This is a genomic window from Pseudomonas sp. CFBP 13727 (assembly GCF_014841915.1).
GTDB lineage: Bacteria > Pseudomonadota > Gammaproteobacteria > Pseudomonadales > Pseudomonadaceae > Aquipseudomonas > Aquipseudomonas baltica.
Map to the genome: position 1 here is coordinate 210,045 of NZ_JACYUT010000001.1, position 13,269 is coordinate 223,313.

Consider the following 13,269-nt stretch of genomic DNA (forward strand, 5'->3'; position numbering starts at 1 on the left):
CCGCAGGGCACCAGGGACACCCGGTCAGGTTTCGCGTACGACCAGCTCGAAGCCGAGGTCGATTGCCTGGGCGCTGTCACTCTTGCCAGCCATGCTGTCCAGTAACATCTGCGCGGCCTTGCGGCCGATCTCGGCGCGCGGGGTACGGATCGAGGTCAGGCGCGGTACCAGATGCGCCGAACCCGGCAGATCGTTGAAGCCCACCATGCCGACTCGTCCCGGAATGGCGATGCCCAAGCGCTGGGCCTCGTAGATGGCGCCCTGGGCCAGGTCGTCATTGCAGAAGAACACCCCGTCGACATCTGGGTGACGCTGCATCAGGTCAGCGAACAACTCGCCGCCCAAGCCGATCGACGAAGGCTGCGGGCACAGCACCTCGAGTTGGGGATCATGCACCCCCGCCCTCTCCAGCGCCGCCCTGAATCCTTCGGCGCGCTGCATCACACGCGGATCGAGCTGTGCGGCCACATAGCCCAGGCGTCGGCGCCCGGCGTCCAGCAGATGCTGCGCCGCCACGCTTCCGGCCTGCTCCTGGGAAAAGCCGACACAGGCACGCCCGCCGCTGGCGCCCAACTCCATCATGTGCACGCACGGCACACCGCTGCTGTGCAGCATGGCATGCGCACGCTCGGTGCGGCTCATGCCCGTCAGCAGGATGCCGCCGGGCTTGTAGGCCAGGTAATTGCGAATGAGGTTTTCTTCTTCGTCGACATCGTAGTGGTAGTTACCGATCAGCACTTCCAGCCCGCGCGGACGCATCACTTCATGGATGGCTTCCAGCGTGTCGATGAACAGATGGTTGGACAACGAGGGAATGAGCACCACCACCGACTGGCTCTGCGCCGAGGCCAGCGCGCGTGCCGCCGGGTTGACCACATAGCCCAGGGTCTGCGCGGCCTCCAGCACCTTGGTGGCCAATTGTGGAGCGACCGTCGACACCCCGCGCAATGCGCGTGAAGCCGTAATGGGGGAAACACCTGAAAGTTTGGCAACTTCGGCCAGGGTGGGCAGGCCAGTTGCGCGTGAACCGATTCGCGCCATGATTCTTGTTGTTATCTACTTGCAATGAAAAAGAGTTGAGGTAAGGTAGCGCTGTCTCGAATCCAGAGCAATAATGATTTGTGCCTTGCTATTACCGCAGGCTGCACCAGACTGCTTTGACAAGATCAATAAGATGAGGGCGCCGTATCCACGAACGGCCGGCCCCAGCAGGAGTGACTTGATGAATGCCCCTCTGAACGCTTTGGTGGTGATGGGAGTATCCGGCTGCGGCAAGAGCAGCGTCGGTGCCGCCATCGTTGGCCGCAGCGGCGGCCGCCTGATCGAAGGCGACAGCTTTCATCCCGAGGCCAACATCGCCAAGATGAGCGCCGGCCACCCCCTCGACGACAACGACCGCGCCGGTTGGCTGGTGCGTCTGGGCGAGGAAATGCGTGCCTGCATCGAGTCCGGGCAACGCCCCGTATTGACCTGCTCGGCGCTCAAGCTCAAGTATCGCAAGACCCTGCGCGACGCCGTGCCTGGCCTGGGCTTCGTGTTTCTCGCATTGACCCGCGAAGAAGCCGCCAACCGCGTCGCCCATCGGCCCGGTCACTTCATGCCGGCCAGCCTCATCGACAGCCAGTTCGCTGCACTGGAACCGCCGACCGGCGAACCCCTGACCCTGGACCTGGACGCCACCACTCCCATCGTGGACCTGGCGCAGCAGGTGGAACACTGGCTGGTCGAGCACGGCGCTTCCACGCTGGCTTGATCGGCACTCGAAGACAGCGCTGTCTGAGCATCCCGCGCAGCAGTGCCTGATGTCCCCAACCACAACCGTTGCGCCCACAACAACGACAACACGAGGCAAACCTTTATGTTTGGCTTAGCTCACGACACCTACTTGCTGCTCGATGCACTGGTCACCATCATTGGTCTGATCGTGCTTATCACCCAGTTCAAGGTCCACCCTTTCGTCGCACTCACCATCGCGGCGATCTTCCTCGGCCTGACGTCCGGTTTGCCGGTGGTCAAGGTCATGAAGTCCTTCCAGGACGGCTTCGGCGGGGTGCTTGGATTCGTCGGCATCATCCTTGCGCTGGGCACCATGCTCGGCAAACTGATGGCCGATTCGGGCGGCGCCGACCAGATCGCGCAAACCCTGATCCGCAAGTTCGGGGTCAAGCGCATCCACTGGGCAATGATGTTCTCCGCGTTCCTGGTGGGCATCCCGCTGTTCTTCGAGATCGGCTTCGTGCTGCTGATCCCGCTGGTGTTCATCGTCGCCCGCCGTTCCGGCGTGTCGCTGGTGAAGATCGGCATCCCGCTGCTTGCCGGTCTTTCGGTGGTCCACGGCCTGGTGCCGCCACATCCGGGTCCGCTGCTGGCCATCGGCATCTTCAACGCAGATATCGGCAAGACCATTCTCTACGGCCTGATCGTCGGCCTGCCCACTGCGATGATCGCCGGCCCGATCTTCGGCTCGTTCATCTCCAAGTACATTCCGGGCAACCCTTCCAAGGAGCTGATGGACCAGATTGCCAAGGAGTCGGACAACCAGAACCTGCCCAGCTTCGCGGTTACCCTGATCACCATCCTGCTGCCCGTGTTCCTGATGATGCTCAAGACCTTCGCCGACGTGGCCTTGCCGGCAGAGAACCTGTTCCGCCAGTGGATGGACTTCATCGGCCACCCGATCACCGCGCTGCTCGCGGCCCTGTTGCTGGCCTTCTACACCTTTGGTGTGGCGCGCGGTTTCGATCGTTCGAAGATCATGAAGCTGCTGGACCAGAGCCTGGCCCCGACTGCGGCCATCGTGCTGATCGTCGGCGCTGGCGGTGGTTTCAAGCAGATGCTGGTGGATACCGGTGTGGGCAACATCATCGGCCAGATGGCCGTGCAGGCCGAGGTCAATCCGATTCTGCTGGCGTGGCTGGTGGCTGCGGTGATTCGCGTTGCCACAGGCTCGGCAACGGTCGCGACCATCACCGGTGCCGGTATCGTCGCCCCGGTCATCGGCATGATGCCCGGCGTCAACCGTGAGCTGCTGGTGCTGGCCACCGGCGCCGGCTCGGTGATCCTGTCCCACGTCAACGACGCGGGTTTCTGGCTGGTCAAGCAGTACTTCAACATGACCGTGACCGAAACCCTGAAGACCTGGACCGTGATGGAAACCATCCTGTCCGTTGTCGGCCTGATCTTCATCCTGCTGTTGTCGATGGTGGTCTGAACCCGATCACATATGCAATTGGGTAGCGCCTATTCGCGGCCGATGACCGCTCCTACAGATATGCATTCCCCTGTAGGAGCGGTCATCGGCCGCGAAAGCCCCCCGCAGATCAGCGCCGCTTCAAGCGATCGATGATCACCGCGATCAGCAGAATCGTCCCGCGAATCACGTACTGATAGAACGTGTCGATATTCTTCAGGTTCATCGCGTTCTCGATGATCGCCAGAATCAGCACGCCGGCAATCACGTGGCGAATCATGCCGATGCCCCCGGCCAGCGACACCCCACCCAGCACACACGCCGAGATCACCGTCAATTCGAAGCCTTGGCCGATCATCGGCTGGCCCGAGGTCATCCGCGACGCCAGTACCACACCGGCCAGCGCACCGATCACACCGTGCACGGCAAAGATGATGATCTTGGTGCGATCCACGTGCACACCCGCCAGCAGCGCCGCTTCCTGGTTGCCACCGATGGCCATGGTGTTGCGTCCATAGGTGGTGTAGTTGAGCAACCAACCGAAGAAGATGAAGCAGACGATGGTGATCAGGATCGGCACCGGCACGCCCATCAACTGACCATTGCCGAAGATGAAGAAGTCCTCCTGCATGACCCCGACGGCCTTGCCGTTGGAAAAGATATAGGCCAGGCCGCGCACGATCTGCATCGTCGCCAGGGTCGCGATCAAGGCATTGATGCGCAACTTGGCGATGACGATGCCGTTGATCAGGCCAACCACCAGCCCCATCAGCAAGGCCGCGCCCACGCCCAGCAGCACGCTTTCGGTGTCGCGCATCACCACCGCCGAGATGACCCCGGCGCACGCAATCACCGAACCCACGGACAGGTCGAAATGCCCGGACGCCAGGCAGTAAAGCATGGTGCAGGCCGCAATGCCGGTGGTCGAAATGGCCAGGCCCAGCCCGCGCATGTTCAATGGCGAGAGGAAGTTGTCGATGAACATCGTGCACAGCACGAAGATCGCCAGCGCGGCGAGCAGCATCACCCACTCGTCCAGAAAGCGACGCAGGTTGAGACCCTGGCGGGGGGCCGGCAGCGTGTTTTGCGTAGACATAAGCACCTCTGTTGTTATTGTTCAGCCGCGAGTGCGCGGCAGTGCCAATTGCAGCAACCTGGATTCCTGCGCATGCTCGCGCAGCACTTCGCCGGTCAACGCACCTTCACTCATGACCAGGATTCGATCGCTGATGCCGATCACTTCCATCAGGTCGCTGGACACCACGATCACCGCGATACCATCGGCGGCCAGGCCGTGAATGATCTGGTAGATCTCGGCCTTGGCACCGATGTCGATGCCGCGTGTGGGTTCGTCGAGCAACAAGACCTTCATCGGCATCGACAGCCAGCGACCGAGGATGGCCTTCTGCTGGTTGCCGCCGGAGAGGTACATGATCGGCTGCTCGGCGGACGGGGTCTTGATGTTCAGCGCCTTGATCTGGCGCGCGGCGTTCTCCTTTTCCCACGGGCCCTGCACCAGGCAGCCCAGGGTGAGATGGCGGTCGCGGGCGCCGATGTTGATGTTTTCGGCCACACTGGCCAGGGGCACGATGCCTTCCTTCTTGCGATCTTCGGGGCACAATAGAATGCCAGCGGCGATGGCGTCGCGCGGGTTGGCCAGGGTCAGCGAACGCCCATCGAGGGTGAGGCTGCCTGCCTTGCTGGCGGCCAATCCGGACAGCAGGCGCAACAGCTCGGTGCGGCCTGCGCCCACCAGGCCGAAGAAGCCCAGCACTTCACCCTTGGCGACGCTGAAACTGACCGGCTCGTGCAGACCCGGCCCCAGCAAGCCCTCGACGCGCAGTGCCTGGCCCTGATGAGGGCGAGGACGGTAGTTGTAGATGTCCTGGATATCGCGGCCGACCATGCAGGTCACCAACTGGTCGTGGGTCAACTCGGCCATGTCGTCGAAAGTGCGCACGTAGCGGCCATCCTTGAACACCGTGACGGCGTCGCAGATGCGGAATATCTCCTCCATGCGGTGGGAGACATAGAGGACCACCCTGCCCTCGTCGCGCAGCTTGGCAATGATCGTCATCAGCCGGTCGATTTCCCGTGCCGACAAGCTGCTGGTCGGCTCGTCGAAGGCGATCACATGGGCATTGCGCGACATCGCCTTGGCAATCTCGACCAACTGCCGCTGGCCCAGGGACAGACTGCCCAAGCGCTGGCGTGGATCGATCTCGTCGGCCAGACCGGCGAGCAGCTCGCCGGCACGGCGCAGCATGGCGCTGCGATCGATCAGGCCGAAACGCGCTGGCATGTGGCCCAGCAGCAGGTTTTCCGCCACGCTCATTTCCGGCACCAGGTGCAGCTCCTGGTGAATCACGGCCACGCCGCTGCCGATGCTTTCGGCAGCGGACTTGAACACCAGGCTCTGGCTGCCAATCTGCAGGCTGCCCGTGCTGGGCTGGTAGGCACCGCCCAGGATCTTCAACAAGGTGGACTTGCCGGCACCGTTTTCGCCCATCAGGGCATGCACGCTGCCCGGGCGAACTTCGAAGCTGATGTCCGACAGTGCGCGCACGCCCGGGAAATTCTTGCCGATACCGTTGAAACGCAATGACTCTACACGCATGGATACAACTCCAGAGCAGGCATCACGGCACGCCGTGAAGAATCGGCCTCTGCCAGGGCAGAGGCCATGGGTCGGATCAGTTCCACAAACCGATCTTTTCCAGTTCCTGCTTGAAGTTCTCGCGGGTGATCAGGGTCACATCATCCATGGCGGTGTATTTGGGCGGTTCTTTGCCGGTGGTGACCCACTCGAACATCATGCTTGCCGTGTTGTAGCCCTCGGTATGGGGGCTGGGCAGCATGGAGCCGAAGAAGCCACTGTTGGCTTTCTTCAGCTCACCGATGGCATCGGTACCGTTGATGCCGATGCCGATCACGTTGGCTGCGGCGAACCCGGCACTCTCGGTGGCGCGCACGCCACCCAGCACGGTGTTGTCGTTCATGCCACCGATGATCAGATTCTTGGCGCCTGACGGAAGCTTGACCAGCGTGGAGTTGGTGGCGTCCATGCTGCCGGGTACATCGAGGGTCTTCTGCGCGGCGAACAGAATGTGCTCGGTCGGCAGGCCCGCAGCCTTCAGCGCCTTGACCGAGCCGTCGGTGCGCTTCTTGCCGGTATCCAGCTCGTTGTAGGTATTGATGATGGCGTAGGTGTCTTTCCAGTCCCAGCCACGCTTCTTGGCTTCGCCGGCCATGGCCATGCCCTGTTTCTCGCCGACTTCGAAGGCGGCCATGCCCAGGTACGGCACGTCCTCCATGAAGTTGCCCTTGGCATCGACGAAGCGATCGTCCACGGCCATTACTTTCATGTCGTTGAGTTTGGCCTTGGCGACGATGGCCGGGCCTAGCGCAACGTCAGGAGGGCAGATGACGAAACCCTTGACCCCATTGGCGGCCAGGCTGTCGATGGCCGAAAGGGTTTTCTCGCCGTCGGGCACGGCGATCTTGATGACCTTGAAGCCCTTGTCCCTGCCGGCCTTCTCGGCAAAGGCCCACTCGGTCTGGAACCAGGGCTCTTCAGCCTGCTTGACCAGGAAACCGATCTTGACCTCTTCGGCCCACGAAGCCGACGAGCCTGCGAACATCGCGGCGGTCAGGGCGGCACAACACAGGGAACGGATCCCATGACGACTCAACATAGCTAACTCCTTATTTTTATTGAATAGCTACAGCGTCCAGCGATATCAGCGAATAGTCATACCATATAACAGGATGGGCATTTGTAACGTAACGTCACGCTTGCGCCATCCACAGCGGCGTGTCGTAGATCCTGTCAGAAATGACACCACGAGTGATCTGGCAAATAGTATTACCATTTATTTTTACGGACGTCGAATTTCAGCTATACCTGCCAGTGCAGCCACCGCCGGAGTCCGGTTGTCCAACCCCGGGATCCAGCCATTTCCTATAAAAAACTACGGAACGCCTTACATGCCTATTTATCAAAAACTGCTCAGCGCCATTGGATTGACCCTCATGACTGCTTCCATCTCTGCCCATGCGGCAGGCTTGACTTCGACCCGCGAAAGCTTCGGCGCGCTGCCCGATGGCACGCCGCTGGAAAAGATCACCCTGAGCAACAGCCACGGTATGAAAGCCAGCATCATCACCTACGGCGCGACCTTGCAGGCGCTGCAAGTGCCGGACAAGAAAGGCGAGGTTGCGGATGTGGTACTGGGCTTCGATGACATTCAGGGCTACCAGGCCAATCCCACCGTGTATTTCGGCGCCACTATCGGCCGCTTCGGCAACCGCCTGGCCGGGGGCAAGTTCAACCTGGACGGGCAGACCTATTCGGTACCGCTCAATGACAAGAGCAATGCCCTGCACGGCGGCACCCGAGGGTTCGACAAACACGTCTGGGCCGTAGAGGCCACGCAGGATGCCGACCAGGTCGCGGCCACCTTCACCTATCGCTCACCCGATGGCGAGATGGGCTTTCCCGGGACCCTGGCGACCCAGGTCACCTACAGCCTGAACGAACGCAACGAACTGCGCGTGCAGTACAAGGCCACCACCGACAAACCCACCGTGCTCAACCTGACCAACCACAGCTATTTCAATCTGGCCGGTGCCGGCAGTGGCGATGTGTTGAAGCAGGTGGCCACCTTGCATGCGAGCCGCTACACGCCGGTGACGGCGAAGTTGATCCCGACCGGCGAGTTGGCACCGGTGAAAGGCACGCCGATGGATTTCCTCGCCCCTACCGCCATTGGCAAGCACATCGGCGCCAAGCATGAGCAGCTGGCGTTCGCCGAGCCGAAACAAGGCGGCTTCGATTTCAACTGGGTACTCGACAGCGCAGGCGACTTGAAACGCGAGGCCGCCAAGGTGACCGACCCGGTCTCGGGGCGCACCTTGACGCTGTACACCACCGAGCCAGGCGTGCAGTTCTACACCAGCAACTTCCTCGACGGCACCGTTCGCGGCAAGGGTGGCAAGGTGTATCCGCACTGGGGCGCCTTCACCCTGGAAACCCAGCACTTCCCCGATGCCCCCAACCAGCCCACGTTCGCCAGCACCCGCCTCGATCCCGGCCAGACCTACACCCACACCACGGTGTTTGCCTTCTCGGCGCAGTGATTCGGCCTGACCGACCGCAGCGCCCGTTTCGCGGCCACGGACCGCTCCTACGTGAGGTGGACAGCGCCTGTAGGAGCGGTCATCGGCCGCGAAAGGCTGACTGCGATGTGCCTGACCGACCGCAGCGCCCGTTTCGCGGCCACGGACCGCTCCTACGTGAGGTGGACAGCGCCTGTAGGAGCGGTCATCGGCCGCGAAAGGCTGACTGCGATGTGCCTGACCGACCGCAGCGCCTGTTTCGCGGCCACGGACCGCTCCTACGTGAGGTGGACAGCGCCTGTAGGAGCGGTCATCGGCTGCGAAAGGCTGACTGCGATGTGCCTGATCGACCGCAGCGCCCGTTTCGCGGCCACGGACCGCTCCTACGGATATCGGGCATGGATCGTGGGCAAAAAAAAGCCACCGCACTGACGTGAGGTGGCTGAAAATCCAACCAAAGAGAGTTGAAGCAGAGCACTGGGCCAGTCGCTATGCGGGGAAGAATCAGCGCCTGGCCTCGTATTCAATCTTCGAAATCAAAGATACCAGCCGAACCGAGGCGCCACTATTGCGTTCGTCAATAGTCATTATCGACACACGAAACGTGCCGCAACCACTCAACGGTGCGCAAGCGGATGCGCACCGGACACTTGATCACGTACACTCGGTCTTTGTTAACATCTTGATACGTATGCGCTGATCGCGTGACCCATTGACTGGCACAAGAACGTCGACCTTGAAACGCAACTCCACCGCCATATTCTCCCAGCCCGGCTTCCGTGCCTTCCTCATGGTGCGTCTCGCGGCCATGTTCGCCATGCAGATCCAGGCCATCGTTGTCGCCTGGCACATGTACGACATGACCCGCCATCCATTGACTCTGGCCTACGTCGGCCTGGCCCAGTTCATCCCCATGGTGCTGTTGCTGCTGCCAGCCGGGGATCTGCTGGATCGCTTCGACCGGCGGCGCATCCTGCAGATCAGCTGGAGCGTGTCGGTGCTCTCCTCCGCCGCGCTGCTGTGGCTGGCCCTGAGTGAAACCGTCGACACCTGGCCCTACTACGTCGCGTTGTTCGTGTTCGGCTGTACCCGCGCGTTCACCGGGCCCGCCGTGCAAAGCCTGCTGCCGCAGATCGTTGCGCGCGAGCATCTGGCCCAGGCCATCGCCACCAACAGCATGATCATGAAAGTAGCGGTAATTGCCGGCCCGCTGCTGGGCGGGCTGCTGTATGCCGCCATCGGTGGCTGGACGTTCGGCATCTGCCTGCTGGGCTTCGCCCTGGGTGTGCTACTGCTGCAATGGGTGCCCAGCGTGCGCATCGTGCGGCCGGTGGATGATCAGACCACAGCAGTGAGTCGCTTCACCGCTGGCATCCGCTTCATCACCTCGCGGCCGATCATCCTCGGTGCGATATCGCTGGACCTGTTCGCGGTGCTGCTCGGTGGCGTGGTGGCTCTGTTGCCGATCTATGCTGCGGAAATTCTCCATGTCGGCCCCGCCGGGCTGGGCCTGCTGCGCAGTGCCATCGCGCTGGGCGAGCTGGGCATGGGTTTCTACCTGAGCATCCGCCCGCTCAACGCGCGGATGGGCCAGCGCATGTTCCTCGCGGTAGCGGTGTTCGGCGTGGCCAACCTGGTGTTTGCCTTGTCCACGTGGTTCTGGGTGTCGTGCGCGGCGCTGTTCGTCGCTGGGGCAGCAGACATGATCAGCGTGTACATCCGCTCTTCGCTGATCCAGTTCGCCACGCCCGACGATATGCGTGGACGGGTCAGCGCGGTGAACATGCTGTTCATCGGCTCTTCGAACGAACTGGGCGAATTCCGTGCGGGGGTCAGCGCGACGGCGCTGGGCACGGTGCCAGCAGCGTTGTTCGGCGCTGTCAGTACGCTGGTGATCGTCGCCTTGTGGACACGGCTGTTCAGACCGCTGTGGACCATCGAGAACAACGAGCAGGCATTGCCCGAGCGCCAGAAGACACCAGCCTGATCACGACCGACTAGCGCCGCGCGGGGCATGGCGGCAGAACCACTCCTGGTTGCCCTTGAGCTCGGCACGCAGCTGCGCCACCAGTTCGGCAATCGCCCGACTGCTGGACAACGGCTGGGTATCGACACCTACCATCAACAGGTCGACCTGACCACTGGCCGGGTCGGACACTTCGACCGTCATGGTGCCCCCCGGATTCAACGTGCAATGGCATTTGAGGGGCGCGAAGCTGGCTTCGACGATGCGGCGCATTTCAGTGGTGGGAATCATCTAGAGCTTCTCCTGGCGATGTCATGGCTGGAGACGTGTCGCAGCGTGGGTGCACGGCCGCTCGGCAGCGGCGGCGCGCTCACGCTTTCAGCGTGGTGCGGCAGGCAGGCACCGAGGGCTGCCTGCACAAGGCTACCAGACTCAGTCCTTGGTGCCATAGGGCGGATATTTATCTGCGTCACCGGTTTTTTCCGACGTGTCGCCTTCGGGCTTCTTGGCGGGCCCGATCGGATCGACCTGCGGGTCGGCAAGGTCGGGAGAGTCCGGGTCGAACCCCAGGTCGTTGTCGGGCTTGGTCTCGTTGCTCATAAATCCTCCGGTCATGAATATGGGCGCAATAGCGCTGCTCCAGCCTCAGGCCACGCCTGGCGGGATGCCATCCTTGTTGAAATCCTTCAGCCGTTCCTTTTCTTCCGGGGTGGAATGGGCGGGCGTCTGGTCCTCGGTGTCCTCGGCGGGCGGTTGCTTGTCATCGGCCATGATCGGTTCCTTTCAATGAGGGGCTCTACACTGTGAGCCTGCAGACCGATCCGGGGTTCCGTGCAATCGACCAGGCCGCTGTCGTCATGGCCGATACATCGCGTCGTTCATTTCGCGGCCGATGACCGCTGCTACGGTGGCATGAAACTTTCGTCAGCTCCAGGCACTCAATGTGCAGCCGCGCTCGCATGGCTGCTGGCGGTCCGACTGACAATCCCGAGGAATACACGATGATCGCTCGCTGGCGCTGGGCCCTGGGTCAGATGACCAAACGCTTGTGGTTCCGCGCAAGCCTGTTCTCCCTGACGGGCATCGCCACGGCGCTGATTGCCATCGTCTTCAAGGACTTCGTGCCCGCCGACCTGCCAACGCGGATCGGTGCCGATTCGGTCGACAAGATCCTCGCGATCATCGCGTCGAGCATGCTTGCGGTCACGACCTTCTCGCTGAGCACCATGGTCAGTGCCTATGGCGCCGCCAGCAGCGGCGTAACACCGCGTGCCACCTCACTGGTGATGGAAGACGCCACGACCCAGAACGCGCTGGCAACGTTCATCGGCTCGTTCCTGTTCAGCCTGGTCGGGATCATTGCCCTGAGCACCGGGGCCTACGGCGCTCAAGGGCGGGTGGTGCTGTTCGCGGTGACCATCGTCATGATCATCCTGATCGTCTATACGCTGCTGCGTTGGATCGACCACCTGTCCAAGCTGGGCCGGGTCGGCGAAACCATCGACCGGGTCGAAGCCGCAGCGCTGCAATCCCTGCAAAACCGCGCGCGCTGGCCGTACATGGGCGCGGCGCCCTACCCGCTCGATCTGATGACTCCGCCAACGGCAGCAACCGTGCGCAGCGAGGACACCGGCTACGTGCAGCACATCGATGTCGCCGCCCTTGGCGCGCTGGCCGAGAAGCACGGGCTGCAGATCTACCTGAGCGTACTGCCAGGCGCGTTCCTTCACCTCGGCGCAGACCTGGCCTGGTATACCGCGGACAGCGACGGCCAGGCGCAGGCCCAGGCAGACCTCGCCGCGGAGATCCGCGCGGCTGTCACGATCGGCCTGCGCCGTACCTTCGAACAGGACCCACGTTTCGGCATTTCGGTTCTCGCGGAGATCGCTTCGCGCGCCCTGTCGCCGGCCACCAACGACTCGGGCACGGTGATCGACGTGATTGGCCGTGGAGTCAGGTGCTTCACCGCCTGGCATGTACACAGCACTACCGATTCGACATCCCGCGAGATCGATCCACACTGCCGCCGAGTGCACGTTCGCGGCTTGCAGGTGGCCGATCTGTTCGACGACTTCTTCACCTTCGTGGCGCGCGACGGCGCCGGGCTGCTGGAAGTCGACATTCGCATGATCAAGGCGCTGATCAGCCTGAACGAGATCAGCCCGCAAACCTTCGCCGCCCAGTGCCGGCTGCACGCGACTCGACTACTGAAACGCGCCGACAGCGCGCTTACCCTGGATGAAGACAAGCAGCGGCTGCGTGAATTGGCCAAACCTCTGCTGGGCTGAATGCCGAGCACCGGCGCCCGAAGCGTCCACTGGGGCGATGGCGCTGAACTTGTGCAGCTGTCGGCGGGCCTGAGTTGACACCTGCACTTGCAGGCAATGACTGCTCAAACGGAAAACGATGATGAACATAGCCTGCCTGGCCTGGGGATCGCTGGTATGGAAGCCGGGGGCTTTACCGGTCTGCAGCCCCTGGCACACCGACGGCCCTGCATTACCCGTCGAGCTTTGCAGGGTCGGCGACGGCGGCGAGCTGGCCACGGCGATCTGCCTGAATGCACCTGCTGTGCCATCTCTCTGGGCGTTGCTGGACACCACCTCGCTCGACGACGCCTGCCAGGCACTGCGCGAACGTGAACAGATACCCCATTCGCGCGATGATGGCATCGGCAGTTTCATCTGCAGCGACCGGTCCACCGGGGTCCTTGCCCAATGGGCTCGTGAGCGAGAACTGGATGCAGTCATCTGGACCGCTTTGCCGCCGCGATTCGCGGGTATAGAGGCACGGATACCCACCATCGACGATGTTCTCGACTATCTGCAAAACGTGACGGGTGAAGTGCGAATACATGCGCGGGAATACATTGAACAACTGCCGCAGCAACTAGAAACGCCTTACAGAGACGTCATTCGTCGTTCGCTGGGTTGGGGGGGGTGAAGCGTTAGAGGAAGTGCGGGGGGGGGGTTGCTGCACTTCCCTACCGTTCAAT

The 13,269-nt window shown here is 62.3% G+C and carries 13 protein-coding genes; 6 read left to right on the forward strand and 7 right to left on the reverse strand.

Annotated elements, in window-relative coordinates; genetic code table 11:
* Positions 1 to 24: 24 nt before the first annotated feature.
* The gene (locus IFT76_RS00950) at positions 25 to 1,041 is read right to left on the reverse strand and encodes a LacI family DNA-binding transcriptional regulator (protein ID WP_122477030.1); all 1,017 of its coding nucleotides are present in this window, start codon (positions 1,039 to 1,041) and stop codon (positions 25 to 27) included.
* A 181-nt stretch (positions 1,042 to 1,222) separates the two neighbouring features.
* Between IFT76_RS00950 and IFT76_RS00955 the strand changes: the two genes are divergently transcribed.
* Together IFT76_RS00955 and IFT76_RS00960 are read left to right on the forward strand one after the other, a co-directional pair.
* Positions 1,223 to 1,753, forward strand: a complete 531-nt coding sequence (locus IFT76_RS00955) for a gluconokinase (protein WP_122477029.1) — start codon at positions 1,223 to 1,225, stop codon at positions 1,751 to 1,753.
* A gap of 105 nt (positions 1,754 to 1,858) precedes the next feature.
* A complete protein-coding gene (locus IFT76_RS00960) occupies positions 1,859 to 3,211 on the forward strand; it encodes a GntP family permease (protein ID WP_122477027.1) in 1,353 nt (450 codons plus the stop codon).
* A gap of 109 nt (positions 3,212 to 3,320) precedes the next feature.
* Here the strand turns inward: IFT76_RS00960 and araH are convergent, their stop codons facing one another.
* From araH to IFT76_RS00975, 3 genes are all read right to left on the reverse strand, one after another.
* A complete protein-coding gene (araH, locus tag IFT76_RS00965; protein ID WP_192057135.1) occupies positions 3,321 to 4,286 on the reverse strand; it encodes an L-arabinose ABC transporter permease AraH in 966 nt (321 codons plus the stop codon).
* A gap of 21 nt (positions 4,287 to 4,307) precedes the next feature.
* Complete coding sequence (gene araG / locus IFT76_RS00970; RefSeq protein WP_192057136.1) at positions 4,308 to 5,807, reverse strand: L-arabinose ABC transporter ATP-binding protein AraG; 1,500 nt, start codon at positions 5,805 to 5,807, stop codon at positions 4,308 to 4,310.
* 76 nt (positions 5,808 to 5,883) lie between these two features.
* On the reverse strand, positions 5,884 to 6,885 hold the full coding sequence (locus IFT76_RS00975; RefSeq protein WP_122715288.1) for a substrate-binding domain-containing protein: 1,002 nt from the start codon (positions 6,883 to 6,885) through the stop codon (positions 5,884 to 5,886).
* A 292-nt stretch (positions 6,886 to 7,177) separates the two neighbouring features.
* Here IFT76_RS00975 and IFT76_RS00980 point away from each other — a divergent pair, with 292 nt between their 5' ends.
* Positions 7,178 to 8,329: an aldose epimerase family protein gene (locus tag IFT76_RS00980; RefSeq protein ID WP_240998721.1), complete on the forward strand. Its 1,152-nt coding sequence runs from the start codon at positions 7,178 to 7,180 to the stop codon at positions 8,327 to 8,329.
* A gap of 691 nt (positions 8,330 to 9,020) precedes the next feature.
* Complete coding sequence (locus tag IFT76_RS00985; protein ID WP_446730931.1) at positions 9,021 to 10,295, forward strand: MFS transporter; 1,275 nt, start codon at positions 9,021 to 9,023, stop codon at positions 10,293 to 10,295.
* On the opposite strand, the gene IFT76_RS00990 is transcribed toward IFT76_RS00985, so the two are convergent.
* The 3 genes from IFT76_RS00990 to IFT76_RS20880 all read right to left on the reverse strand — a co-directional run bounded on the left by IFT76_RS00990 (position 10,296) and on the right by IFT76_RS20880 (position 11,045).
* Entirely contained in the window at positions 10,296 to 10,565 is a 270-nt protein-coding gene (locus IFT76_RS00990) for a DUF1652 domain-containing protein (RefSeq protein ID WP_122477018.1), read from the reverse strand.
* A 141-nt stretch (positions 10,566 to 10,706) separates the two neighbouring features.
* Complete coding sequence (locus tag IFT76_RS00995; RefSeq protein ID WP_446730930.1) at positions 10,707 to 10,874, reverse strand: DUF6021 family protein; 168 nt, start codon at positions 10,872 to 10,874, stop codon at positions 10,707 to 10,709.
* A gap of 45 nt (positions 10,875 to 10,919) precedes the next feature.
* On the reverse strand, positions 10,920 to 11,045 hold the full coding sequence (locus IFT76_RS20880; RefSeq protein ID WP_090358366.1) for a hypothetical protein: 126 nt from the start codon (positions 11,043 to 11,045) through the stop codon (positions 10,920 to 10,922).
* Positions 11,046 to 11,275: 230 nt separating this feature from the next.
* Here IFT76_RS20880 and IFT76_RS01000 point away from each other — a divergent pair, with 230 nt between their 5' ends.
* Together IFT76_RS01000 and IFT76_RS01005 are read left to right on the forward strand one after the other, a co-directional pair.
* Positions 11,276 to 12,562 carry a DUF2254 domain-containing protein gene (locus IFT76_RS01000; protein WP_192057138.1) on the forward strand — a complete coding sequence of 429 codons (1,287 nt, stop codon included), beginning with the start codon at positions 11,276 to 11,278 and terminating at the stop codon, positions 12,560 to 12,562.
* Between the two features lie 118 nt (positions 12,563 to 12,680).
* Positions 12,681 to 13,217 (forward strand): hypothetical protein, encoded by a 537-nt coding sequence (locus IFT76_RS01005; RefSeq protein ID WP_244647850.1) that lies wholly within the window; start codon positions 12,681 to 12,683, stop codon positions 13,215 to 13,217.
* The last annotated feature ends 52 nt before the right edge of the window (positions 13,218 to 13,269 follow it).